Origin of the sequence: Pseudonocardia sp. TRM90224 (assembly GCF_021245725.1) — a bacterium.
In the GTDB taxonomy this organism is placed as follows: Bacteria; Actinomycetota; Actinomycetes; order Mycobacteriales; family Pseudonocardiaceae; genus Pseudonocardia.
The window spans coordinates 80343-105622 of the sequence record NZ_JAJGSX010000011.1; the positions used below are offsets into that span (position 1 = coordinate 80343).

Annotated in this window: 21 protein-coding genes; 6 read left to right on the forward strand and 15 right to left on the reverse strand. The window is 71.8% G+C overall.

Translation table 11 applies throughout. The annotated features are described in order from the left end of the window. Positions 1–40 precede the first annotated feature (40 nt). The 5 genes from LL648_RS19515 to LL648_RS19535 are packed head-to-tail and all read right to left on the reverse strand — an operon-like array spanning position 41 to position 4715. Complete coding sequence (locus LL648_RS19515) at positions 41–1042, reverse strand: branched-chain amino acid ABC transporter permease (protein ID WP_232664042.1); 1002 nt, start codon at positions 1040–1042, stop codon at positions 41–43. Next, complete coding sequence (locus LL648_RS19520; protein ID WP_232664043.1) at positions 1039–1908, reverse strand: branched-chain amino acid ABC transporter permease; 870 nt, start codon at positions 1906–1908, stop codon at positions 1039–1041. The genes LL648_RS19515 and LL648_RS19520 overlap by 4 nt, the downstream gene beginning before the upstream one ends. Then, entirely contained in the window at positions 1905–2624 is a 720-nt protein-coding gene (locus tag LL648_RS19525) for an ABC transporter ATP-binding protein (protein ID WP_232664044.1), read from the reverse strand. The genes LL648_RS19520 and LL648_RS19525 overlap by 4 nt, the downstream gene beginning before the upstream one ends. Continuing rightward, positions 2621–3379: an ABC transporter ATP-binding protein gene (locus LL648_RS19530; protein ID WP_232664045.1), complete on the reverse strand. Its 759-nt coding sequence runs from the start codon at positions 3377–3379 to the stop codon at positions 2621–2623. Before LL648_RS19530 ends, LL648_RS19525 begins: the two co-directional genes overlap by 4 nt. A gap of 4 nt (positions 3380–3383) precedes the next feature. Then, on the reverse strand, positions 3384–4715 hold the full coding sequence (locus LL648_RS19535; RefSeq protein ID WP_232664046.1) for an ABC transporter substrate-binding protein: 1332 nt from the start codon (positions 4713–4715) through the stop codon (positions 3384–3386). A gap of 353 nt (positions 4716–5068) precedes the next feature. On the opposite strand from LL648_RS19535, the gene LL648_RS19540 reads away from it, so the two are divergent. The 4 genes from LL648_RS19540 (at position 5069) to LL648_RS45775 (ending at position 13472) form a co-directional block, all read left to right on the forward strand. Further along, positions 5069–8608 carry a sensor histidine kinase gene (locus LL648_RS19540; RefSeq protein ID WP_232664047.1) on the forward strand — a complete coding sequence of 1180 codons (3540 nt, stop codon included), beginning with the start codon at positions 5069–5071 and terminating at the stop codon, positions 8606–8608. 76 nt (positions 8609–8684) lie between these two features. Then, positions 8685–9812 (forward strand): pyruvate dehydrogenase (acetyl-transferring) E1 component subunit alpha, encoded by a 1128-nt coding sequence (pdhA, locus tag LL648_RS19545; RefSeq protein ID WP_232664048.1) that lies wholly within the window; start codon positions 8685–8687, stop codon positions 9810–9812. Continuing rightward, on the forward strand, positions 9809–10798 hold the full coding sequence (locus LL648_RS19550) for an alpha-ketoacid dehydrogenase subunit beta (RefSeq protein WP_232664049.1): 990 nt from the start codon (positions 9809–9811) through the stop codon (positions 10796–10798). The genes pdhA and LL648_RS19550 overlap by 4 nt, the downstream gene beginning before the upstream one ends. A gap of 64 nt (positions 10799–10862) precedes the next feature. Then, a complete protein-coding gene (locus LL648_RS45775) occupies positions 10863–13472 on the forward strand; it encodes a 2-oxo acid dehydrogenase subunit E2 (protein ID WP_374112076.1) in 2610 nt (869 codons plus the stop codon). 74 nt (positions 13473–13546) lie between these two features. On the opposite strand, the gene LL648_RS19570 is transcribed toward LL648_RS45775, so the two are convergent. Then, positions 13547–14317 carry a GH12 family glycosyl hydrolase domain-containing protein gene (locus LL648_RS19570; protein WP_232664050.1) on the reverse strand — a complete coding sequence of 257 codons (771 nt, stop codon included), beginning with the start codon at positions 14315–14317 and terminating at the stop codon, positions 13547–13549. Positions 14318–14438: 121 nt separating this feature from the next. Here LL648_RS19570 and LL648_RS19575 point away from each other — a divergent pair, with 121 nt between their 5' ends. Beyond that, positions 14439–15086, forward strand: a complete 648-nt coding sequence (locus LL648_RS19575; RefSeq protein WP_255685971.1) for a biliverdin-producing heme oxygenase — start codon at positions 14439–14441, stop codon at positions 15084–15086. A gap of 127 nt (positions 15087–15213) precedes the next feature. Here LL648_RS19575 and LL648_RS19580 read toward each other — a convergent pair whose 3' ends face one another. From LL648_RS19580 to LL648_RS19605, 6 genes are all read right to left on the reverse strand, one after another. After that, positions 15214–16071, reverse strand: coding sequence for a nitrilase-related carbon-nitrogen hydrolase (locus tag LL648_RS19580; RefSeq protein WP_232664052.1), 858 nt, complete (start codon positions 16069–16071; stop codon positions 15214–15216). Further along, positions 16071–17042 (reverse strand): glycine betaine ABC transporter substrate-binding protein, encoded by a 972-nt coding sequence (locus tag LL648_RS19585; protein WP_232664053.1) that lies wholly within the window; start codon positions 17040–17042, stop codon positions 16071–16073. Before LL648_RS19585 ends, LL648_RS19580 begins: the two co-directional genes overlap by 1 nt. A gap of 10 nt (positions 17043–17052) precedes the next feature. Next, positions 17053–17814 carry an ABC transporter permease gene (locus tag LL648_RS19590; protein ID WP_232664054.1) on the reverse strand — a complete coding sequence of 254 codons (762 nt, stop codon included), beginning with the start codon at positions 17812–17814 and terminating at the stop codon, positions 17053–17055. Next, complete coding sequence (locus tag LL648_RS19595) at positions 17811–18983, reverse strand: ABC transporter ATP-binding protein (protein WP_232664055.1); 1173 nt, start codon at positions 18981–18983, stop codon at positions 17811–17813. The genes LL648_RS19590 and LL648_RS19595 overlap by 4 nt, the downstream gene beginning before the upstream one ends. After that, a complete protein-coding gene (locus tag LL648_RS19600; protein ID WP_232664056.1) occupies positions 18980–19624 on the reverse strand; it encodes an ABC transporter permease in 645 nt (214 codons plus the stop codon). Before LL648_RS19600 ends, LL648_RS19595 begins: the two co-directional genes overlap by 4 nt. Before the next feature lie 101 nt (positions 19625–19725). Continuing rightward, positions 19726–20478, reverse strand: a complete 753-nt coding sequence (locus LL648_RS19605) for an IclR family transcriptional regulator (protein ID WP_232664057.1) — start codon at positions 20476–20478, stop codon at positions 19726–19728. Positions 20479–20576: 98 nt separating this feature from the next. Between LL648_RS19605 and LL648_RS19610 the strand changes: the two genes are divergently transcribed. Next, the gene (locus tag LL648_RS19610) at positions 20577–21623 is read left to right on the forward strand and encodes a homocysteine S-methyltransferase family protein (RefSeq protein WP_232664058.1); all 1047 of its coding nucleotides are present in this window, start codon (positions 20577–20579) and stop codon (positions 21621–21623) included. Positions 21624–21804: 181 nt separating this feature from the next. Here the strand turns inward: LL648_RS19610 and LL648_RS19615 are convergent, their stop codons facing one another. The 3 genes from LL648_RS19615 to LL648_RS19625 are packed head-to-tail and all read right to left on the reverse strand — an operon-like array spanning position 21805 to position 25274. Further along, positions 21805–23361 (reverse strand): APC family permease, encoded by a 1557-nt coding sequence (locus LL648_RS19615; RefSeq protein ID WP_232664059.1) that lies wholly within the window; start codon positions 23359–23361, stop codon positions 21805–21807. A 37-nt stretch (positions 23362–23398) separates the two neighbouring features. Continuing rightward, positions 23399–23890, reverse strand: a complete 492-nt coding sequence (locus LL648_RS19620; RefSeq protein WP_232664060.1) for a hypothetical protein — start codon at positions 23888–23890, stop codon at positions 23399–23401. Next, complete coding sequence (locus tag LL648_RS19625) at positions 23883–25274, reverse strand: FMN-binding glutamate synthase family protein (protein ID WP_232664061.1); 1392 nt, start codon at positions 25272–25274, stop codon at positions 23883–23885. Before LL648_RS19625 ends, LL648_RS19620 begins: the two co-directional genes overlap by 8 nt. Positions 25275–25280: the final 6 nt, after the last annotated feature.

Below are 25280 nucleotides of genomic sequence, written 5' to 3' on the forward strand. Positions count from 1 at the left end.
TTTCCTGCCCTGTGAGGGCCTGAAAGTGGCTTTCCTGCCCTCACGTGCTGGCCTCGGTTGGCGCCCGCACCCGGTAGCCCGTCGGGAACAGCCGCACGTCGCCCCCGCGCGTGAGGAGGCCGAAGAGCCCGCGGCGGGCGAAGAGCGCCGCCAGTACCGCGACGGCGCCGAGCACCACGAGGTACCAGGAGCCGAAGGGTGAGAGCAGCTGCTGCAGCGCGAAGAACACGATCGCCCCGATGACGGGCCCTTCGATGGTGCCGAGCCCGCCGATCACCACCATGAAGATCATGAAGGCCGACCACTGCACGCCGTAGACCGAGTCGGGCTGCACTCGCAGCGAGTCGAGCACGATGATCGCGCCCGCCACCCCGCACCCGGCCGCGGCCAGCACGAACACGATCCGCTTCGCCGAGCGCACCTCGACGCCGAGACTGTCGGCTGCCGTCGGTTCGTCGCGGATCGCGGTCAGCGCGAGCCCCAGCCGCGACCGCATGAGGAGGAACACCCCGCCGACGGCGGCGACCAGCGCGGCGAGCGCGCACCAGTAGATGACGGCTCCGCGCAGCGCCGGCGCGTACGCCGAGAGCCCCGTGACCGACGCGCCCGAACCGCCCCCGACGGCGCCGACCTCGACGGTCAGGAGCCGGAACACCTCGGCGACCACCCACGTCCCGATCGCGAAGTAGCCGCCGTACAGCCGGAAGACCAGGAACGACGTCGGCAGCGCGACCAGCCCGGCCACCAGGGCCGCGATCGGGACCGCCAGGAACGGGTCGAGCCCCACCAGGTCGGCGACCAGCACGGTGTACGCGCCGATGCCGAGGAAACCCTGCTGCCCGACGGAGATCATCCCGCCGTACCCGGCGAGCAGGTTCCACATCGAGGCCAGCACGACCAGCGCGAACAGGTCGACCAGCAGGCGCGTCACCGAGCCGGGCGCGTAGTAGGGCAGCGCTGCGAGCACCACGACGAGCGGTACGACCACGCCGGTGGCCACCCGGGACGTCCGCGTGTGGCGGACGATGTGAGCGTCGGTCATCTGCGTTCCGCCCTCCGCAGGATCCCGCCCGGCCGCGCCGCGAGGACGGCGAGGAACACGAGGTGGCCGGCCAGCACGCCGTAGCTCGGCTGGATCTGCGCCCCGACGGTCTGCGCGACGCCGAGCACGAGCCCGCCGACCAGCGTCCCCCAGAGCGAGCCGAGCCCGCCGATGATCACCGCCTCGAACGCGAAGATCAGCAGCTGCGGGCCGAGCGTCGGGGTGAACGTGCCGCGCATCCCGGAGAAGACCCCCGCGACCGCGATCGTCGCGAACGCGATCGCCGTCGCGACGGCGTACACCTTGCGGTCGTCGAGGCCCATCAGCTGGGCCGTCTCGGGATCGTCGCTGGTCGCGCGCATGGCCCGGCCGATCGCGGTGCGCGAAATCAGCAGCTGCAGCCCCACCAGCACGGCCACCGCGACGCCGAGCGTCAGCACGGCGAGCCACCCGACCGAGAGGAGGTCGGTCAGCGCCAGCCCGGCGGTCCCGAGCGTCCCGGCCGGGAGCGAGCGGGTGTCCGCCGAGAACGCCTCCAGCAGCAGGTTCTGCAGGACGACCGACAGCCCGAACGTCACCAGCAGCGGCGCGAGCTCGCCGCCGCGCAACGCCGGGAAGAGCACCGCGTGCTGCAGCGCGTACCCGGCGGCCGCGAGCGCAGGCACCACCACCAGCAACGTCAACAGCGGGTGCACGCCGAGCGCCTGCCCGACGACCAGCGCGAGGAACGCAGCCAGCACCGTGAGGTCGCCGTGCGCGAGGTTGACGATCCGCAGCACGCCGAACACGAGCGACAGCCCGCACGCGTAGAGCGCGTAGACCCCGCCGAGCAACAGCCCCTGCACCACCGCGTTCACCCAGGTCATGCGCTCGCCCCGAAGTACGCGGCCGTGACGGCCGCCGCGGTGACCTCGGCCGCGGGCGCGGCGAGCACCGTCGCGCCGGCGCGCAAGCAGAGCACCGTCTTGGCGATCCGCAGCGCCTGCCCGACGTCCTGCTCGACGACCAGCATCGTCATCCCGGACGACGCGATCTCGGCGAGCGCGCCGTACAGCCGCTCGACGACCACCGGGGCGAGCCCGAGCGACACCTCGTCGAGCATCAGCACCCGCGGGTTGGCGACCAACCCGCGCCCGATGGCGACGGCCTGCTGCTCGCCGCCGGAGAGCGAACCGGCCGCGCGGCGCGCCAGCAGCGGCAGGTTGGGGAACAGGTCGTAGACGGAATCGAGGTCCCACCGCCCGCGCGCCCGGGTGGCCGCGATCTCCAAGTTCTCCCTGACCGTGAGGCTGGGGAAGAGCTTCCGCCCCTCCGGCACGAGTGTCACACCCTCGCGCACCCGCTCGTGCGGGCGCCGCGACCCGAGCTCGACCCCGGCCAGCTCCACCCGGCTCTGCGGGGAGAGGGTGACGGTGCCCATGACCGAGCGCAGGAGCGTCGTCTTGCCCGCGCCGTTGGCGCCGATCACCGCTACCGTTTCGCCGTCGTGCACGGTGAGGTCGATCCCGCGCAGCGCCTGGAAGTGGCCGTACCAGGCGTCGACGTCGACGAGCCGCAGGAGCGGCGTGAGCCCCGTGTTCACCGTTCCCACCCCTCGACCTGCGACCCGAGGTACACCTCGCGGACGGTCGGGTCGGCGAGCACCGCGCCGGGCGTGCCGACGGCGAGCACCGCGCCCGACGCGAGGCACAGCATGCGGTCGACCACCTCGGCGAGCGCGTGCACGATGTGCTCGATCCACACGACGGCCGTCCCCGCGGCCCGCACCTCGCGCACGACACCGATCAGCTCCGGCAGCTCGGCGTCGGTGAGCCCGCCGCCGATCTCGTCGAGCAGTAGCACCCGCGGCCGGCACGCCAGCGCCCTGGCCAGCTCCAACCGCTTCCGGTCGAGCAGTCGCAGGTCACCGGCGAGGGTGTTGGCCTGCGCAGCCAGCGCGGTGCGCTCGAGGCTCTCGTACGCCGCCCGCTGCGCGTCCCCACCCCTTCGCCGCGCCCCGTGCACCGCGCCGACCAGCACGTTCTCGAACACGGTCATGCCGGAGAACGGCCGCGGCGTCTGGTAGGTGCGGCCCATGCCGGCGCGGCAGCGCGCGGCGGCGGACGCCGACGTGACGTCCTGCCCGCCCAGCTCGATCCGGCCCGCGTCGGCCCGCAGCACCCCGTCGAGCAGGTTCAGCAGCGTCGTCTTGCCGGCGCCGTTGGGTCCGACGATGCCCAGCACCGAGCCCTCGGCGACGTCCAGGTCGACGGCGTCGACCACCCGGACGGCGCCGAACGACCGGGTCAGCCCGCGTACCGTCAGCACCGCACCAGCCAGCACCGCACCAGCCAGCACCGCACTAGGCGGGTGGCGCCGGGGCCGGCAGCGGCTCCACGGCACCGCCGACGGGGATGTCCGGGTGCTGGGTGTTGCTGACGATCACGAGGTCGAACGGCGTCGCGGTGCCGGGCCGCCACTGCCCGCCGACGAGCGGCGTCTTCGCGACGTTCGGCACCGGCCCGCTCGTCCAGTCCAGCGGCCCGACCACGGTGTTGAGCTTCATCCCGGCGATCGCCGCGGCGATCCCCGCGCGGTCGTCGATCGACGAGACCGCCCCGAACGCGGCCACCGCCACCTCGAAGAGCGCGTGCGCGAAGCCGATCGGCTGCGTCCACTGCTTCTTCGTCTCCTGCGTGTACGCGTCGGCCAGCGCCTTCGCGCTCTGCCCGGTCAGCGACGACTGGAACGGGTGGCTCGGCGACCACCACACCTCGGTGCCGAGGTTGACCCCGATCGGCCCCAGTGCCTCGACGCTCGACGGGAAGAGCAGCGCCTTGCCGATGGTGGCGATCTTGGGGTGGTAGCCCTGCTGGGAGGCCTGCCGCCAGAACGTCGTGAAGTCGGGCGGGATCGGCACGCCGAGCAGGATCTCCGCGGCGCCGTCGCGGAACCGCGCGATCTGCGACGAGAAGTCCTGCGTGCCGTTCGGGTAGGTGCCGGGGTCGAGGATCGTGTAGCCGCGCTTGGCCTGTTCCGGCGCGAAACCGGTCGCCGGGTCGCCCCACGCGAGGCCGTCGGGGTCGTTGGGCCAGAGCGCGCCGGCGATCTTGTTGGTGCCGACCTGGTCCCACATGTCGCCGTAGACCTTCTCGACGTCCTCGAGGCCCCAGAAGAAGTTGTACGTCCACTCGAACTTGGTGTCCGGCTGCCCGCCACGGCCGAAGAACCAGGGCTGCCACGGCGTCACGGTCGCGACGCACGGCAGGCCGTTGGCCTCGCACTGGTCGCTCACCGGGTTCGACGTGTCCGGTGTCGAGGACACCAGCATCAGGTGCACGCCGTTGTTGAGGATCAGGTCGCCGGCGACGTCGGCGGCGCGGTTCGCGTCCGACTGGCTGTCGCGCTTGAGGATCTCGACCGGGAACGGGCGGTCGCCCACCTTGATGGGATTCTGCTTGAAGTGGGCGTTCATCGCGTTGATGACGAACTGGTCAGCCTCACCGAAAGGGGCGAGCGGCCCCGTTTCCGGGCTCACGTAGCCGATCTTGATGACATCGCCGCCACCGCCGCCGCTCGGGCTCTGCAGGCCTGGGCTGCACGCCGCGGCGAGCCCCCCGGCCGCCGCCACCGTGCCTGCCGCGCCTACCGTGCGGAGGAAGCCGCGTCGATCGATCCTGATGCTGTCAGCCATGACACCTCGCGCTCAGAAGGTGGACCGAATGGGCCGTCCCGCGGCCCGGCCGGGCACAGGCTAGGTCAAGTTGTGAGCCAGGCCTCCTCCGGGATCACTCGCCTGCGCGGAATCCGGTTCTGATTCCACTCCGCGTCGAGCCGCAATAACCGTGCGTTGCGCACGTGTGCTCCAATAGCACCCCTGTTGTTCCCCTGAAGGTGTGACACAGCTCGCCGTGGTGACTACGCTGCATGCGAGCGCGCAAGGGTGCTGTCACGCCGAAGCAACCGCCGCCGGACCGCTCCCCACGGGCCTGCGCGGCCCACGGCGGCGAGCACGTCCCGCCCGAAGAAGCCGACGGAGATGCTGACGTGAGCAAGAAGCTCGCCTGGTCGTCGCCCCGCAACTGGAGCCTCCGGGTGAAGTTCTCGGTGGTGCTGCTCGTGCCACTGGTGCTCGCGGTGGTGCTGGGCGCGCTGCGGATCGCCGACCAGGTGGGTGCGGCGTCGGAGCTCGACCGGGTCGCCCGGTTCGGCACCATCCACTCCGACGTCACGACGCTCGTCGAGCAGGCGCAGCTGGAGCGGTTCCGCGCGACCGAGTTCGTCGCCGGCGGGCGCATCGGCGACCAGACGCAGCTGCGCGAGGCCATCGCGAAGGTCGACGAGCTGGCCGAGACGACCCGCCCGAGCGTCGAGAGCCTCTACGCCGACGACCCCGACCTCGTCGGCATCCACCGCACCGCCGAGCAGGCGATCGCCAGGCTGCACGGGTTGCGGCTGCTCGTGCTCGGCAACAGCAACGCGCCCGCTTCCGCGGTGCTGTTGCGCTACAACGAGCTGGTAAACGCGCTGGTCCAGCTCGACAACGCGGTGCTGCGCGGGGTGAACAGCACCGAGGTGAACGGGCTCGCGAGCGCCCTCGCGGGCCTCGGCGCTGCCCGCAACGAGGCCACGCTGCAGGAGGCGCAGGTCGTCTCGATCCTCGCGGGCCGGGAAGCGCGCGCCGCGGCCGCGGCGGAGCTGCAGGGCAGCGACGCGCGGCTGGTCACCAACCTGCAGTCGTTCCGCTCCGCGCTCGACCAGGGCCAGCGCGTCCGGTACGCGACGCTGATCGCCGGGCCGGTCAACACCGAGCGCGGCCGGCTCGTGCAGGGTGTGCTCGCCGGCGTCGCCACCCCGGCACCGACCGAGCTCTACCAGCGGTTCCTCAGCGAGCTCGACCGCGCTGAGGACGGCATGCGCACCGAGCTGTCCGGCACCAGCGCCGAGCGGCGCCAGACCGCCATCACGATGGCCGGGCTGAACGTCGTGCTGCTCGCGATCGCCCTCGTGCTCGGCGCGGTGATCGTGCTCGTCATCGCGCGCGGCATGATCGGCTCGCTGCGGACGCTGCGCCGGATCGCCATGGACGTCGCCCAGGAACGGCTGCCGGAGGCCGTCGCGAGGATGCGGCAGGGCTCGGTACCGAACGTCAACATCCGGCCCGTGCCGGTGACGACGCAGGAGGAGGTCGGCCAGGTCGCGCGCGCGTTCGACGCGGTGCACGCGCAGGCCGTCCGGCTGGCCGCCGAGCAGGCCACGCTCCAGAACAACGTCAACGCGATGTTCATCAACCTCTCGCGGCGCAGCCAGGCGCTCGTCGACCGTCAGCTCGTGCTGATCGAGTCGCTGGAGCAGGGCGAGGAGGATCCCGAGCACCTCGCGTCGCTGTTCCGGCTCGACCACCTCGCCACCCGCATGCGCCGCAACAGCGAGAACCTGCTGGTGCTGGCCGGCACCGAGCTGTCGAAGCGCGCCGCGCAGCCGCTGCCGGTGGTGGAGGTGCTGCGCGCGGCGGTCGGGGAGATCGAGCAGTACCAGCGGGTGGTCGTACAGACGCCGCCGGACGTGGCGTTCTACGGGCGGGTCGCGCACGACATCCAGCACCTCGTCGCGGAGCTGCTCGACAACGCGGCGACGTTCTCCCCGCCCGACACGCAGGTCGTCGTCACCACGAGCCGCTCGGCCGACGGCTCGGTGCTGATCGAGATCTTCGACGACGGCATCGGGCTGCCCCGCGAGGCGTTGACGGCGCTGAACGAGCGGCTGCGGCTGCCGACGGAGGCGAGTGTCGCGGCGTCGCGGCGCATGGGCCTGTTCGTGGTCGGGAAGCTCGCGAACCGGCACGGGATCTCCGTCGCGCTGCACGCCGACGGGCAGGAACCGACCGCGGGCGCGGTCACGCGCAACGGCGTGACGGCACGCGTGACGATCCCGGCGTACCTAGTGCACGCGGAGTCGATCATCGCGCTGGCCGGCGCCCGGTCGGGTGCGACGGAGCAGGCGGCCTCCATGCAGGCGAGCGGCGTCCAACCGGTGCCCGTGCCGGTGGTCCGGCCGCCGCTCACATCGGTGCCGCCGCTGCCGGCGCCCGCCCAGGCACCGCAGCCGGTCCCGGCGCCCGCACCTGCACCCCAGCGGCATCCCCTCGCGCCGCTGGTGGCACAGCCGTCGACCCAGCCGTCGACCCAGCCGTCGGCCCAGCCGTCGGCGCAAGAGTCGGCGCAGATGCCGACCTCGGAGCAGATGGGGTCGGCGACGGCGGAGGTGCCGATCGTCGGCGCGGTCGAGCCGCCTGCGATGACGACGCCGATGCCGGTGGTCCCGGCCGCGGTGCCGCTCCCGCCCCAGCGCACGACGGCGGACGCACCGCCGTTTTGGGAGCAGCCCACGAGCGCGCAGGCCGTGCCCCCGCCGGTCCAGCAGCCGGTCCAGCAGCCGCAGCCCGGGCAGCAGCCCCCGCCCGGCCAGCAGCCGGCACAGCAGCCGGTCCAGCAGCCAGTGGCCTTCCAGCAGCAGCCGCCGCAGGGCCCGCAGTTCCAGCCGTCGCCGTTCGCGTCTCCGCAGCAGTTCGGCCAGAACCAGCAGCCCCAGACCCAGCAGCCCCAGCAGTGGCAGCCGGAGCAGCAGACGGTGGCCCAGCCACTGCCCCAACCGCAACCCCAGCCCCAGCCCCAGCCCCAGTTCCCCCCGCCGGTGCAGGAGCAGCCGACCGCGGCGCATCGGGCGCCGGAGCCGGTGCAGCAGCAGGCGCCCCCATCGCCCCCACCGGCGCCGCCGGTGCCACGGCCGCAGCCGATGCAGCGACCCCAGCCCCAGCCCCAGCCCCAGCCCCGGCCGGGGCCCCAGGTTCAGCCTTCGCCGCGACCCCAGCCGTCGCCGGTGGAGCAGCCGGCGGAGTCGGTCTGGACGCTGCCGCCGAACCGTGCCGCAGCTCAGAGCGGCGAGCAGGGTCCCATTCCGGGGGTGCCACCGCTTCCCGATATCGCGCCGGCGGAATCGGACCCGTCGCGGCTGTTCGTCGCGGCGACGCCGCCGCCCGCGCTGCCCGACCCGAACGCGCCGCGACCCGCGGACCCGTTCTCCGGTGTGGAGTTCGACGACCCGACGCCGCAGCCGATCTTCGAGGAGGTGTCGACCGGGTGGTTCCGGGCGACCTCGCCCGCCGATCCGGCCACCGAGGCGTTGCCCGTGCTCGCCGCGAAGGCGCGGACCGACGCCAGCAGCGACGCCAGGGCCACCGATTCGGGCGGCGGGACCGAGACCGAGGCGGATGCGGAGGAGACCGCCGGCGCCGCCATGAGCGCCGCCGAGCTGGCCGAGGCGATCGCCGCCGACTTCGCGACTCCGGCCGACTCGGGATGGCAGGCCGTGCAGCAGGCGCAGGTGCAGACCCCGGTTCCGGAGCTGACCACCGCGGGCCTGCCGAAACGTGTCCCGCGCGCCCGGCTGCTGCCCGGCAGCGCCGGCAACTCGGCGCCGCCCACGAAGCGCGACGCGGAGATCGTCCGCGGGCGCTGGGCGAGCCTGCAGCGGGGTGTGCGCGAAGGCCGCGAGACCCGTTCGACCACGCAGACCGAGTGGGAGTAATGCCGTTCCGTCGAGCCGCCCGGCCCGTGTGTAGCGTCGCGCCCGATTCCGGAACGGCCAGAACGGGGGAACTCGGTTGAGCACGGACGTCGCCGATGCGGCAGGTGGGGAGGGCGGTGCGCCCGTTCGGGCGCACGAGCCCGAGCTGGTCCAGCTGCTGACCCCTGAGGGCGAGCGGGTCGACCACCCCGCGTACGCGATCGACCTGACCCCCGCCGAGCTGCGCAGTCTGTACCGGGACATGGCGTTGACCCGCCGGTTCGACGGCGAGGCCGTTGCGCTGCAACGGCAGGGTGAGCTGGCGCTGTGGGTGTCGGCGCTCGGGCAGGAGGCCGCGCAGATCGGTTCGGCGCGGGCGACCCGCCGCACCGACTACGTGTTCCCGAGCTACCGCGAGCACGGCGTGGCGTGGTGCCGCGGGGTCGACCCGCTGAGCCTGATGTCGATGTACCGCGGGGTCACCAACGGCGGGTGGGACCCGCACGCGACCAACTTCCACCTGTACACGATCGTCATCGGCCCGGTCGCCCTGCATGCGACCGGCTACGCGATGGGGGTGGCGAAGGACGGCGCCGACATGGCCGTCATGTGCTACTTCGGGGAGGGCGGCTCCAGCCAGGGTGACCTGTCGGAGGCGTTCAACTTCGCAGCCGTGAACAACGCGCCTGTGGTGTTCTTCTGCCAGAACAACCAGTGGTCGATCTCCACGCCGTACGAGAAGCAGTCGAGGGTGCCGGTCTACCAGCGCGCGGCCGGGTTCGGGTTCCCCGGTGTGCGCGTCGACGGCAACGACGTGCTCGCGGTGATGGCGGTGACCCGCGCGGCGCTCGACCACGCCCGCGGCCACAACGGGCCCGTGCTCGTCGAGGCGCTGACGTACCGCATGGGCGCCCACGCCACGTCCGACGACCCCACGCGCTACCGCCTGGCCGAGGAGACCGCGGTGTGGGAGCGCAAGGACCCCATCGCGCGGCTGCGGACCTACCTCGAGCGGCAGTCGCTGGCCGGCGCCGACTTCTTCGCGCACGTCGACGCCGAGGCCGACGCGCTCGCCGCGCGGGTCCGCGACGGGCTGCGCAGCATGCCCGACCCGGGCCCGACCGAGTTCTTCGACCACGTCTACGCGGGGCAGCACGCCCTGGTGGACGAGGAACGCGCGCAGTTCGAGGCGTATCTCTCGACGTTCGAGGAGACCACCCGATGACCCCGCCGAAGATCACGGCGCTGTCGATGGTGCGGGCGCTGAACGAGGCGCTGCGGTCGGCGCTCGACGAGGACCCGAAGGTGCTCGTCATGGGCGAGGACGTCGGCCGGCTCGGCGGCGTGTTCCGCGTGACCGACGGCCTGCAGAAGGACTTCGGCGAGGACCGCGTCACCGACACCCCGCTGGCCGAGTCGGGCATCGTCGGCACGGCGATCGGGCTGGCGCTGCGTGGCTACCGGCCGATCGTGGAGATCCAGTTCGACGGGTTCACGTTCCCGGCGTTCAACCAGATCGTCACGCAGCTGGCGAAGCTGCACGCCCGGTCGGAGGGCGTGCTGCGGCTGCCCGTCGTCATCCGGATCCCGTACGGCGGCGGGGTCGGCGCGATCGAGCACCACAGCGAGTCGCCGGAGGCGTACTTCGCGCACACCGCAGGGCTGCGGGTGGTGACGCCGTCGACGCCGGAGGACGCGTTCTGGATGCTGCGGCAGGCGATCAGCACCGACGACCCGGTGATCTTCTTCGAGCCGAAGCGGCGCTACTGGGAGAAGGCACGGGCCGACCTGTCGTCGCCGCCTGCCGCGTTGCACGCCGCACGGGTCGTGCGGCCGGGCCGCGACCTGACGCTCGTCGCGTACGGGCCGATGGTCGGGCTGTGCGTCGAGGCGGCGGAGGCGGCCGTCGCGGAGGGGCGCGACCTGGAGGTGCTCGACCTCCGGTCGCTCTCGCCGATCGACTTCGACGCGGTGCAGGCGAGCCTCGAGCGGACCCGGCGGATGGTCGTCGTGCACGAGGCGCCGGTGTTCTTCGGTGCGGGCGCCGAGGTCGCCGCCCGGATCACCGAACGGTGCTTCTACCACCTGGAGGCCCCGGTGCTGCGGGTCGGCGGCTACCACTCGCCGTACCCGGCGTCGCGGATGGAGCACGAGTACCTGCCCACGGTCGACCGGGTGCTCGATGCCGTCGACCGCGCGCTCTCGTATTGACATCCGTTGGCTGACAACGACTTCGACAGGCTCCTCGGGGAGCCCCGCACGGAAGGCAGGTGACGTGACCGCCACCGAGAACGGGCGTTCGCTCGGCGAGTTCCGGATGCCCGACGTCGGCGAAGGTCTCACCGAGGCCGAGATCATCGAGTGGTACGTCGAGCCCGGTGACACCGTGAGCGACGGCCAGCTGATCTGCGAGGTCGAGAGCGCGAAGTCGGCGGTGGAGCTGCCGATCCCGTTCGACGGCGTGGTGCACGAGATCCTCGCGCCGGTCGGCTCGACCGTCGAGGTCGGCGCGGTGATCATCCTGATCGACCAGGGGCCGGCGCGGTCGCCGCTGGCCGATCCCAGGCGGGGCCCGGTCGCCGAGCCGGAAGGGTGGTCACCGCTGGCTCCGCCGCCGCGCCAACCTGCGCGAACCGTCGCCGAGGACGACACGGGCGACCACGAGCAGGTGCGCTGGACGCCCGTGAACGGCGGCCCGACGGGGTGGTCACCCGTCGCGGACGAGCGGATCGAGCCGCGCCGCTACCCCATGGAGACGGGTGAGCGCGCCGCGCGGCGCCCGACGCAGCCCGAGCAGACCCCGCCGCGTCGCCCACCTGCCGGCCGGCCCGGCAGCACGGAGCAGGGTGGCCGGTCGGCGTACCCCGAGCAGGTCCGGCGTGGCCACGGCACCGACCCCGGCCAGCGGCCCCCGGCCGCGCAGCGTTCCCCGCTGGCGGACCCGCAGCGTCGGGTCGCCGGCGAGGACCGCGGCGAACGTCCCGCGAACGACGTGCGGCGGCCGCCGACCGACGAGCACGGCGAGCGGCGGCACCCGACGGGGGAGCAGGCCGCGCGGCCCTCACACCCTGCGCAACCGCTTTCGGGGCCGCTTTCGGGGCAGCCGCTGTCCGGTCAGCCGCTCTCCGGTCAGCCGCGGCGGCCACCGGCTTCCGAGTGGCCGACCCGGCCACCGTCGCGGCCGGTAGCCGACCGGGGCCGCCCGCAGCGAACAGAGCGCCCGCAGCAGGTAGAGCGCCCGCAGCAGGTAGAGCGCTCGCAGGTGGAGCCGCTGGCTTCGCCGGAGGCTGCGCCGGAGACAGCGGCGCAGCCGATCGTGCCCGATCTCGGGCCGCCGGCGGCGCGTGCGCCGGAGTGGGCGACCGATCTGTTCGTGCCGGCCGATCCGGAGCCCATCGATCCCGATCGCGGGTTCCCGCCGCGGCGTCCGGTGTCCGAGACCCGGCCGGTGCCGCCGCGGGAGCGGGCCGGAGACAGCACGGGGGGCACTGCCGCGGCCGAGCCGGTGGCGCGCGGCGAACGGCCGCCGGTCACGGCTCCTTTCCCCGTGCGTGCGGCCGCCGAGCGGGTGGAGGCGGCAGCGCCTGCTCCGGCGGCGGAGAAGCCGCAGCCGGAGCGGCCGCTGGCGAAGCCGCCGGTGCGCAAGCTCGCGCGTGACCTCGGCGTCGAGCTGGCGGAGGTGCGGGCGTCCGGCCCGAACGGGGTCGTGACCAGGGAGGACGTGCACGCCGCCCGGGAGCGGGCCGGCCAGGACGAGGCGGTCGAGCGGGAGGTTGCTGCGCTGCAGGCGCTGGTGGACGTCGGGATGGCGGAGCTCCCCGCGCACGTCGAGGAGCCGGTCGCGCAGGAGCCGGTCGCGCAGGCACCGGCGGCGAAGGTGCCGGTCGTCGAGGAACCGGTCGTCGAGGTGCCGGTCGTCGAGGTGCCGGTTGTCGAGGTGCCGGTTGTCGAGGTGCCGGTTGTCGAGGTGCCGGTTGCCGAGGTGCCGGTTGCCGGGACGCCCGCTGTCGAGGCGCCCGATATCGAGGAACCTGGCACCGCGGAACCTGGCACCGGGCAGCCGGTAGAACCGGAGGAGGCGCTCCCGGCGGGGGTGCTCGACACGCTGTCCGCGGCCTACCCGGCGGGCCCGGCCACGGACCTGATGATCAGCTGGAGCACCGTGTCGTCGGTGTCGCAGGACGAGGGCGTGCGCCGCGTGCCCGTCACCGGGGTCCGCAAGGCCACCGCGCGGGCGATGGTCACGAGCGCGTTCACCGCGCCGCACGTCACCGAGTTCGTGACCGTGGACGTCACGCGGACGATGAAGCTGGTCGCCTCCCTGAAGGAGGACCCGGTGTTCGCGGGTGTGCGGGTCGGGCCGCTGTTGATCGTCGCGAAGGCGCTGATGGTGGCGGTCTCCCGCAACCCCGGCATCAACGCGGCGTGGGACGAGGAGCGCCAGGAGATCGTCCAGAAGGAGCGGGTGAACCTCGGCATCGCTGCGGCGACCCCGCGCGGGCTGATCGTTCCGAACATCCCCGACGCCGGCCGGTTCACGTTGCGGCAGCTGGCGGGGGAGTTGGACCAGCTGGTCGGCACCGCGCGGGCGGGCCGCACCCAGCCCGGCGCGATGCGCGACGGCACGATCACGATCACCAACATCGGGGTGTTCGGCGTCGACACCGGCACCCCGATCCTGAACCCGGGGGAGGCCGCGATCCTCGCCTTCGGTGCGGTGAAGGAACTGCCGTGGGTGCATCGCGGTGAGGTCCGGCCGCGCAAGGTGACCACGCTCGCGCTGTCGTTCGACCACCGCGTCGTCGACGGCGAGCTCGGGTCGCACGTCCTCTCCGACGTCGCCGCGATCCTCGAACGCCCCAAGCGCCTCTTCGCCTGGACGTAGAAGTTCCCCATCGTTTTGTGCACTTGCGCGCCGAAAACGCGCGCAAGTGCACAAAACGGTGGGGAAGTTCGGGGTCAGGGAGCGCTGGCAGTGACGCCGGTGACGGAGAACGCGTCGGTGCGGAAGCCGGCGCCGCCCGTCCACGGCTCCATGCCGGCCTGGATGCTGGTGAGGTACCAGTCGGGCTTGACCACACCGCGGTCGACGGCGTCCTTCGTGAACGCGGAGAGGTCGAGGTCGGTCACCGAGCGCACCGGCTGGGTGCGGACGTAGGAGATCACCTGCGCGCCGTTCTCCCCGCGCCAGATCTCCCAGTCGGCACCGGCGACCTTCGCGGTGCCGGTCTGCTCGCCGATCGGGTTGGGCCCGGTGTCCTCGAGCCAGATCATCAGCTCGGTGCCGGTGACGGTGTCGTCCTTGCGCGGGGTCGGGTCGTACCAGATGTCGTACGCGACGTTCCACGTCCCGCCGGTCGGCGGGGTGAACGTCCACGTGCTGGTCACGGGCCCGAGCTCGCTCACCTTCTTGGGCAGGACGGTGCCCGCGGTGCAGGTGCCGTAGTGGCAGCCACTGAAGATCGACGGGTAGGCGGCGGGGCCGGCGTCGTTGCTGTGGGCGCCCTTGGTGACCTCGAAGCCGGTGCTGAACGCCCGCACGCACTGCGTGCCGTCGGAGCCCCACACGTTGTTCTGCACCTCGTAGGCGCCGCCGGCGACGGGCGTCGACCCGAACTTCTCGCAGACCTCGACACCGGCGTCCGCCGGGGCGGCGTTCGCGCTCCCGGTGGTCGCACCGATGACGACGGCGGTGATGGCCAGTACGACGGCGCGACGCACGACGGTCATGGCGCTCATGATCGACCATGCCGCCAGCGGCGCGCGGCAGGGGGATCCGCACGTCGTCGCCACGTTCGGAGTAAAGATCGACGAATCACTTAGGTTCAACTAAGCTGAAGGCGTGCCTCAGTTGGTTGTGGAATCGACCCAGACACCGTTCTCCCAGTTCCTCCGCTCCTCGACGAGCGAGGTGCACGAGAGAGCCCACGGCTCGGCGTACATGACCGAGCTGCTCGCCGGCCGGCTCCGCACCGAGGAGTACGCGCTGCTGGCCGCGCAGCTCTACTTCGTCTACAGCGCGCTGGAGGCCGCGAGCGACACGCTCGCCGACGACCCGGTCGCCCGCCCCTTCGTGATCGACGAGCTGCGCCGCGTCCCCGGCCTGGTCGCCGACCTGGAGTTCCTGATGGGCCCCGAGTGGGAGTCGCGGATCGAGGCGCTGCCCGCGACGAGGCAGTACACCGAGCGGCTGCGTGAGGTGGCCGAGTCGTGGCCGGGCGGGTACGTCGCCCACCACTACACGCGCTACCTCGGCGACCTCGCCGGCGGCCAGGTCGTGCGGTCGGTCCTGCAGCGCAGCTACGGCATCACCGGCCCCGGCTCGCTCTTCTACGACTTCGCCCACGTCGGCAACCCGGCGGCTTTCCGCAGGCGCTACCGCGCCGCCCTCGACAGCGCCCCCTTCGACGCGCAGGAGCGCGAGCGCGTGCGCGACGAGACACTCCGCGCGTTCGAGTACAACATCGCCGTGCTCGAAGAGCTCGCCGCCGCCATCTGACCCTGCCCAGCTCGGGGGTGCAGCTCACCCGGGGTTGGGGAGGGCAGGAAAGCCACTTTCCGGCCCTCACAGGGCAGGAAAGTGGCTTTCCTGCCCTCGCGTGCGGATCGCACGCATCCTGGCCAGCTCACTGGTCCCCACCCTCGTTGAGGAGCCGGTCCACCTCCCGCGCGATCAGCCCCAGCCGGGCCTCCTTCACCAGCGGGATGTCGCGGCGCCGCCGCCGGACGTCGGTGAGGTCGATGTCGACGGTGAGCAGGTGCTCCACGCCCTCCGGGGCCTCCGCGACGATCTCGCCCCACGGGTCGACGACGTGCGAGCCGCCCCAGAACCGCAGCTCGCCGCCGGGCCCCTGCTCGGCGCCGACGCGGTTCACGAACACCACGAACAGCTGGAACATCCGCGCGTAGAAGCGGGTGATGTCGCGCCAGTAGCCCGCGGAGTCGTACTTGTCCGGGAACGTGCTCTGCGCGCTCGCCGCCGGCATCAGCAGCACCCGCGCGCCGTCCTGCGTCGCGAGGAATGCCAGCTGCGGCTGCCAGGCGTCGTTGCAGAGCAGCACCGCCATCCTGGTGGTGTCGGTGGCGGGGAACGCCCGCAGCGCCGGGCCCGGGGTGAAGTACTTGCGCTCCTCGAACGTCATGTACGTCGGCAGGTAGAGCTTGCGGTGCACGTGCACCAGGCTGCCCTCGCGGAAGTAGGCGGCGCTGTTGTACGTGTGCACGCCGGGCCCTTCCTCGACGAACCCGGTGAGCACCCCCGCCGTCCCGGCCTTGCGCGCGAGGTGCAGCAGCCGCTCGTCGCCGGCATGCATCGAGAGGTCGGAGTCGACCTGCCCGATCGAGTAGCCGGTGACGTGCAGCTCGGGGAAGACGACCAGCTCCGACCCGTCGTGCACGGCCTCGCCGATCAGCCGTTCCGCGCGGGCCAGGTTCGAGTCGACGTCCCCGAGCTCCGCGTCGACCTGTGCGAGCGAGATGCGCACTACGCGATGAACCCGTTGTCGCGCAGGAACTGCTCGGCTACCTCGTCGGGCAGCTCGCCGCCGACGTCGACCTTCTCGTTCAGCAGGCGGACGGCGTCCGTGGTGAGCACCTTCGCGATCGGGTTGAACACCTCGGCGAGCTTCGGGTTCTTGTCCAGCACGTCCTGGCGGATCGTCATGGCCGCGTTGTAGTTGACGAAGAACTGCTTGTCGTCCTCCAGGATCACGAGGTCGTTGGCGGCGACGGCGCCGTCGGTGGTGGTGACCTCGCCGAACCCGCACGTGTCACCCGACTTGACCTGCGGCGGGATCAGCGAGAGCTCGACCTCGGCGACGTTCGCGTCGGGCAGGTCGAAGCCGTAGCCCTTCTCCAGGCCCGGCCAGCCGTCGTCGCGGGTGCGGAACTCGGCCGCCATGCACATCCGCGCGGCGTTCTGGTCGCGCGCGACGAGCGCCGCGTACTCGCTGAGCGTCTTGACCCCGAGCTGTCCGTCGCGGCCGGCCGCGGTGGCGACGGCGTAGGAGTTGTTGAGCGGCGCCGCGTCGAGCCACGCGATGTTGTTCTTCTTGTCCTCGGTCGCCACGGCCTGGTAGAGCGCGGCCGGGTCCTTCGGCGCCTGGCTCGTCTCGTGCCGCAGGTGGGTCGACCAGCCCGTGCCGGTGTACTCCCAGTACATGTCCAGCTCGCCGGCCGTCAGCGCGGTCCGGACGTTGGTGGTGCCGGTGATGCTGATCAGCCGGCCGACGTCGGCGCCGGTCGCTTCGAGCGCCTTCACGGCGATCTCGCCGAGCACCTTCTGCTCGGTGAACTCCTTCGACCCCACCCGGAACGTCGCGCCGGAGAGGTCGATGGCGCCGAGCGTGCCGCCGCCTCCGCCACCCCCTCCGCCGCCGGTCCCACCTCCGCCGCACGCGGTGACGGCCAGCGCTGCGACCGCGAGTACGGCCAGCATCTTCGGGCGGATCGACATGGCGTGCCTCCTAGAGACCTTTGGGGCGAAGGACGTCCTCGGCGACGCGTCCCAGGTAGTCGATGAGCAGGGCGAGCACCGCCGTGAGGACGCTGCCGACGACCGTGACCAGCGGCCGGTTCTGCACCAGGCCGGCGATGATGATGCCGCCGAGCCCGCCGGCGTTGGTGAGCGCCGCGATCGTCGCGGTCCCGACGTTGATCACCAGCGCGGTGCGCAGGCCGGTCAGGATCACCGGGACGGCGAGCGGCAGCTCGATCCGGCTCAGCACGCCGAGGCGGCTCATGCCCATCCCGCGGCCCGACTCGACGACGGCCGGGTCGACCTGCGTGAGCCCGATCATGGTGTTGCGCAGCACCGGCAGGGCCGAGTACGCCACGAGCGCGACCACCGCCGGCCAGAACCCGATGCCCCAACCGATCGCGAAGAGCACCAGCAGGCCGATCGACGGGATCGACTGCCCGATGTTGAACACGCCGACCGCGGCAGGCGTGATCCGGCGCGCGAAGGGCCGCGTGAGCAGCACCCCGAGCGGGACGGCCAGCAGCAGCACGAGCGCGGTCGAGACGGCGGTGAGCGTGACGTGCTCCAGCGTCGCCTGCCCGATGAAGTCCAGGTTGACCCTGCGCTCCTCGATGCTGTCGAGCGAGCGGGTGCCGACGTACACCGCCAGCACGACCAGCACCGCCAGCAGGATCGCCGGCGTCACAAGGTAGCGGCCCAGCGCCCGCCGCTCGTGGCTGACCAGCTCCTCCGGGACGACGACGGTCACAGCAGGTCCTTCTCGACGGGCTCGAAGGAGCTGCGCGAGCGTTCCCGCTCCGCCGTCCGCATGCCGCGGATCGCCTCGTTGATCGTGTCCATGTCGACGACACCGGTGTAGCGGCCGCCCTCGCCGACGACGACCGCTGTGCAGTAGCGGGCGGTGAGCATCTCGTTCAGCGTGTCCGAGAGCGTCGCCATCGGGCCGACGACCGCGAGCGGCAGCCCGACCTCGGACAGCTTCCGGCCGCCGAGCTGGCGCAGGTGGTCGGCGCTGACCCAGCTGCGCGGCCGGCCGTCCTCGTCGATCACCAGCAGGCAGCCCTTGTCCGAGACCTCCAACCGGCGCAGCGCGTCGGCGGGGTCCGTCCCCTCGTCGACGGTGGTCCACTCGCCGAGCGCGATGTCGCGCACGCGGCTGAGGCTCAGCCGCTTCAGCGAGGCGCCGCGGCCGATGAAGTCGGCGACGAACTCGTCGGCCGGATCGACGAGGATCCGCTCCGGGGTGTCGAACTGGGCGATCTGCGAGTGGTCGCGCAGGATCGCGATGCGATCGCCCATCTTGATCGCCTCGTCGATGTCGTGCGTGACGAACACGATCGTCTTCTTGATGTCGGCCTGCAGCCGCAGGAACTCGTTCTGCAGCCGGTCGCGCGTGATCGGGTCGATCGCACCGAACGGCTCGTCCATCAGCATCACGTCGGGGTCGGCGCTCATCGCACGGGCGACGCCGATGCGCTGGCGCTGGCCGCCGGACAGCTGCTTGGGGTAGCGGTCGCGGTAGACGTCCGGGTCCATCCCGACGGTGCGAATCAGCTCGTCGACGCGTTCCGCGATGCGGTCGCGGTCCCACTTGAGCAGCTTCGGCACGGTCGCGATGTTCTGCGCGATCGTCTGGTGCGGGAACAGCCCGATCTGCTGGATCACGTACCCGATGCGCCTGCGCAGCTGGTCGGGGTCGGCCTTGGTGACGTCCTCGTCGTCGAGGAAGATCCGCCCGGACGTCGGCTCGATCAGGCGGTTGATCAGCTTCATCGTGGTCGTCTTGCCGCAGCCGGACGGCCCCACGAAGATCACGATCTCGCCCTCGGGGATCTCCAGCGAGAGCTCCTCGACGGCCGGTTCCTTCTGCCCGGGGAAGCGCTTGGTCAGCTTGTCCAAGCGGATCTTGACGGTCATCTCAGCCCCCGTGACGTCGTCAGCCGGAAAAGAAGCAGGTAGACCACGTCGAACAGAACCGCCAGCAGGATCACCCCGAGCGTCCCGCCGAGCACGAGGTTCAGCGCGTTCGGGCTGCTGATCCGGGAGAGCCCTTCGAAGATGTCGTTGCCGAGCCCCGGCCCCTGGATGTACGCGCCGATCGCGGCGATGCCGAGCGTCAGCAGCGTCGAGACGCGCATGCCGGTGAGGATCACCGGCCACGCCAGCGGCAGCTCGATCCGCAGCAGCCGCTGCATCCGGCCCATCCCCATGCCCTGCGCCGATTCGACGACGGCGGGGTCGACCTCGCGCAGCCCGACGATCGTGTTGGCGACGATCGGAAGCAGCGAGTAGAGCACCAGCGCCACCACCACCGGCGTCGTCCCGATCCCCAGCACGTTGATGAACAGGCCGAACAGCGCCAGCGACGGGATGGTCAGGAACACCGACGTCACCGCGATCGTGAGCTGTCGCGAGCGCGGCCGGTGGTAGACGGCCATGCCCAGGCCGACCCCGATCACCGTCGCGATCAGGACCGCGGTGATCGTCACCAGTGCGTGCGCTATCGCGAGCTCGAGGATGTCGTCCCAGCGCGACTGCAGGTACCGGAAGAAGTTCATCGCTGCTGGCGCGCCTCCCAGCCGTCGTCGACCTGCGGGGACAGTGGCATGGTGTTGCCGCAGGCACAAGGCACGTGCCGGAGCGGCAACAAAGTCGATATCTACAGCATTCCGGAGACGGCGGTGGCGCGCTCGGTGAGCGGCGCGAGCGCCGCCTGCATCGCGTCGTCGTCGAATCGGCCGGCCGGGCCCTGCACGCCCAAGATCGCGACGAGCCGGCCGCCGCGGTCGAGCACCGGGACGGCGATGGCGTGCAGCTCCGCCTCGCGCTCGCCGCGGGCATGCGCCCACCCCCGCTCCCGGACGGCGGCGACCTCGCGCCGCAGCTCGTCGGCGTCGGTGATCGTCCGCGGGGTGAACCGCTCCAGCGGCTCGGTGACCTCCGCGCCGGTCCAGGCCAGGAAGACCTTCCCGCTCGCGGTGGCGTGCGGGACGCTCGGCCGGCCGATCTCCGCGACGCTGCGCACGGTCGACGGGCTTTGCACGAAGTCGATCGTCACGGCGGTGCTGCCGCCGGGCACCGAGAGGTGCGCGGTCTCGCCGGTGCGCTCCATCAGCGCGAGCAGGTGCGGCCGGACGATCTCGCGCAGATCGACCCGCGCGAGCGCGGCGTTGCCCAGCTGCACCAGCCGCACGCCGAGCCGGTAGCGCCCGGTCGCCGGGACCCTGCGGACGATCTCCTCCTTCGCGAGCGTGGCGAGCAGCCGCGAGACGGTGCTCGCGTTGATGCCCGTCCGGCGCGCGATCTCGTTGGTGCCCAGGTCGTCGGGGGCGTCCGCGAGCGCCGCGAGGACCGCGACAGCCCGCTCGACGCCCGCGATGAGCCGTTCCGTTGTCGCGCTGTCGTCCGCCATGTACCGTTCCGTTCCTCAGAATGGAAACAGCGTTGCCCTGACGGCAACAGTACCGCCTGTGCCGGTGTCCGTCGAGATGCCGGACGGAAGGAGCCGGCATGACCGCAGTGCGCGCGAGCCTGGGGGAGCGGCTTGCCGCCGGGCCGGTGATCTGCGCGGAGGGGTACCTCTTCGAGCTGGAGCGGCGCGGCTACCTGCAGGCCGGAGCGTTCGTGCCCGAGGTGGTGCTGGAGCACCCGGAGCGGGTGACGGCGCTGCACGAGGAGTTCGTGCACGCCGGGACCGACGTCGTCGAGGCGTTCACCTACTACGCCCACCGCGAGAAGCTGCGCGTGATCGGCAAGGACCACCTGCTGGAGCCGATGAACCGGCAGGCGCTCGCGCTGGCGGGGAGCGTCGCTGCTGCCTCGGGGACGCTGCTCGCGGGCAACATCTGCAACACCAACGTCTACGACCCGGCCGATCCGGAGAGCGTGCGTTCCGTCCGGGGGATGTTCACCGAGCAGGTCGGGTGGGCCGCCGAGGCCGAGGTCGACATGGTCATCGGCGAGACGTTCCGGTACCTCGACGAGGCACTGCTCGCGCTGGAGGTGATCCGCGCGGCCGGGCTGCCATCGGTCATGACGTTGACGCTGCACGGCGCGGCCGAGACCCGCGAGGGTGTTGCACTGCCCGAGGCGATGCGCCGGCTCGCCGATTCCGGCGCCGACGTCGTCGGGCTCAACTGCGGGTGGGGTCCCGCGACGATGGCTCCGCTGCTCGCCGACCTGGTGAAGGCCGTCGACGTGCCCGTCGCGGCGCTGCCGGTCCCGTACCGGACCGACCCGGCGCACCCGAACTTCCAGTCGCTCGCCGACCCCGGCTACGCGGGCCCGCCGGACGGCCGGCCGTTCCCGACGGGCCTCGACCCGCTGACGTGCACCCGCTACGAGATCGCCGAGTTCACCCGTGCCGCGCAGGACGCCGGGGTGCGGTACTTCGGGCTGTGCTGCGGCGCCGCACCGCACCACGTCCGCAGCATGGCCGAGACGCTCGGCCGCACCCCACCGGCCGCCCGCTTCTCCGAGGACATGTCCCGCCACGTCTACTTCGGCTCCGAACCCACCCTCGCCAAGCACAACCTGGAGTACGGCCGCACCCTCTAGCCCGAACTTCCCCACCGTTTTGGGCCCCTGCGCGCTCCGGCGGCGCGCATCCACCCAAAACGATGGGGAGATCCGGTGGCGGGACCACAACGTCCCCACCGTTTTGCCAACTTGCACGGGTTCGAGGGTGTGCAGGTTGGCAAAACGGTGGGGAAGTTCGCTGCGTCTGGGATGTTGGGCGTCAGGCGGCTAGCAGCTGGCCGATCACGACCATCACGACGCCGCCGGCCAGCACCGCGTACGGCAGCATGCCGGCCCGTTTCGTGGGGGTGAGGTCGACGCCGTCGGGGCCGACCTCGTACATCGACTCGGGGAACTTCCCCTTGTCCACGACGTGGTGCCGGTAGGCGAAGATCGGCACGATCAGCGCCGCGAAGATCACGCCGGTGAGCAGCGCGCCCTGCCCCCAGACGTTGGCGCCCCACCCGAGCAGCAGCGCGTTGACGAACGCCAGCACCGCGCCGGCCCCGATCAGGACGGTCGGTGCCCGCCACGGCCGCGCGGCGTGCGGGTTGTCGACGCGGTGCAGCCAGCCGGCGTTCAGGTTCAGGAAGTTGAAGATCATGTAGCAGACCGTCGACGCGGCCAGCACGAACACGTAGTCGCTCATCAGCAGCAGCACGATGTTGAAGGCGAGGTCGGTCCACATCGCCCGCGCCGGGGCGCCGTGCCGGTTGGCGCGCCCGAGGTAGCGCGGCAGCCAGCCGTCGACCGAGCCCTGGTACAGCGTGCGCGACGAGCCCGCCATCGTCGTCATGATCGAGAGCAGCACCGCGAGGATCAGCATGACGACCAGCAGGCTCGCCACGAACGAGCCGCCGCCGACCATGTCGCCCATCGCCGCCGCGACGCCGGTGTTGTCGACGATCGGGTCGGTCGTGAGCCGGTCGACGCCGAGCGAGCCCTGGAACGCGATCGGCACGAGCGTGTAGATCGCGAGGCACGCGAGGCCGGCCGCGAAGATCGCCTTCGGGGTGTCGCGCCCGGGGTCGGTGAACTCGCGGGTGTAGCAGATCGACGTCTCGAACGCGTACGCCGACCACGCGGCGAGGAAGAGCCCGCCGGCCACCAGCGTCCAGCCGTCGAGGTCCCAGGCACCGCTGAGCGGGACGAACGGGCTGAAGTTCGCGCTCGCCACGTCACCGGTGATCAAGGGCACGATGCCGACGACCAGCAGCGGCACGAGCACCGCGATGCCGATGACGGTCTGCACGCGCGCGGCCCGCAGGATGCCGTGGTGCTGCAGCAGGAACACCAGCAGCAGGAACGCGACGGCGATCAGGAACTGGGCGTTGAACCGCAGCTCCAGGCCCTCCTTCAACGCGCTGAGGTCGACCAGCGACACCGACCACGTGTTGATCGCGGCGTCCGGTGGGAACAGCGCGGTGAGCAGGTACCCGGCGCCCAGACCTGCGCCGATGGCGAGCACCGGCGACCACGCCAGCCAGTTGCACCACACCGAGATCGGCGCGACGTACTTCGAGTACGGCGCCCAGGCCATCGCCCCGTACACCGACGCCCCACCCGACTTGTGCGGGTACATCCCGGCGATCTCGGCGTAGGTGAAGCTCTGGATCAGCCCGAACGCGACCGACACCGTCCACACCACCACCGACGGCGTGCCGACGGTCGCGGCGATCGACCCGATGGAGAACAGCACGAGCGCAGGCACGCCGCTCGCGATCCAGAACGCCCCGGTCCAGCTGATCGTCCGCTGGAGGCCAGGGTCTGCTTGCACTGCTGGACGTGCCGTCTCGGCCATGGCCGACCTCCGGTCAGTGAATGGGCTTCTCCCAGCCGTCCAGCGTGGGAGCCACGTAGTTCTCCCCGACGGTTGCCGATCCCGCGAGCCACGAGCCCAGTTCGGGCTGCGCGAACTTCGCGTGCTTGTGCTTGAGCCAGATCCCGTACGAGTTGCCCTCCTGCAGGTGCTTGATCAGCACCTTGCGGGCGTACTCGTCCTCGCGCCCCTCCGGGACCTCGAAATGGATCTTCAGGAACGCGTTGGTGTACCGGTCGAAGACGGCGTTCATGCCGTCCTCGCTCATCATGTGGATGTCTTCCAGCCAGTTGAGGTCCTCGCCGGGGGTCGCGGCCATGAGGTCGACGTCGTCGACGAGCGAGCGCTCGAACTGGTACGGGAACGTGCGCCCGGTCAGCTCCTCGGTGTCGATGCCCTGCCGCGTCGTGAGCCGGCGGGCGGACGGGTCGAAGGGCAGGTCGACGGGGCCGGAGCTCGTCCCGGAGGACTCGGACACTTCAGACATCGCGCATCCCGTCGTTGGCGACGTGCTTCTCCAGCAGGTGCTTGATCTCCGAGAGCGTGCGTTCCTCCGTGACGCCCGGGATGTACGTCGTGCCCGCGAGCGGGACCTTCGCCATCGCCGCCGCCTCGGTGGTGAGCGCGCAGAGGTCCTCCGGTTCGAGGCTGTGCACGCTGGTCTTGCCGCATGCGCGGGCCAGCATCTGCACCTCCAGCGTGAGCGTGTGCAGGAAGTTGTAGACCCGCTCGGCCGCGGCGTCGACCTCGAGGCGTTTGCGCAGCTCCGGGTCCTGCGTCGCGACGCCGACGGGGCAGCGCCCGGTGTGGCAGTGGTAGCAGCTGCCGGCCGGGACACCGACCGTGCCCTCGTAGTCGGTGACGCCCGGGATCTCCTTGTTGCAGTTGAGCGCCATCAGCGACGAGTGGCCGATCGCGATGGCCGTCGCGCCGAGCGCGAGGCACTTGGCGATGTCCCCGCCGTTGCGGATGCCGCCGGCGACGACGAGGTCGATCTCGTCGGCCAGCCCGACGTCCTCCAGCGCGCGCCGCGCCTCTGGGATCGCCGCCATCAGCGGGATGCCGGTCTCCTCCGCCGCGATGTGCGGCCCCGCGCCGGTGCCGCCCTCCGCGCCGTCGAGGTAGATGATGTCCGGCCCGCACTTCGCCGCCATCCGCACGTCGTCGTAGACGCGCGCGGCGCCCAGCTTCAGCTGGATCGGCACCTGGTAGTCGGTGGCCTCGCGGATCTCCTGGATCTTCAGCGACAGGTCGTCGGGCCCGAGCCAGTCGGGGTGCCGCGCGGGGGAGCGCTGGTCGATCCCCGCCGGCAGCGAGCGCATCTCGGCGACCTGCTCGGTGACCTTCTGGCCCATCAGGTGCCCGCCGAGCCCGACCTTGCAGCCCTGCCCGATGAAGAACTCGACGGCGTCGGCGAGCATGAGGTGGTGCGGGTTGAACCCGTACCGGCTCTGGATCACCTGGTAGTACCACTTGGTCGAGAGGTCGCGTTCCGGCGGGATCATGCCGCCCTCGCCGGAGCACGTCGCCGTGCCGGCCATCGACGCGCCCTTGGCCAGCGCCATCTTCGCTTCCAGCGACAGCGCGCCGAAGCTCATCCCGGTGATGTAGACGGGGATGTCGAGCTCGATCGGGTTCTTCGCGAACCGCGCACCGAGCACGGTCTTCGTCTCGCACTTCTCGCGGTAGCCCTCGATGACGAACCGGGTCAGCGTGCCCGGCAGGAACATCAGCTCGTCCCAGTGCGGGATCGGCTTGAACATCGAGAAGCCGCGCATGCGGTAGCGGCCCAGCTCGGACTTGACGTGGATGTCGTTGATCACTTCGGGCGTGAAGATCCGGCTGTGCCCGAGAACCTGCTTGTCGTCCATCCGGCG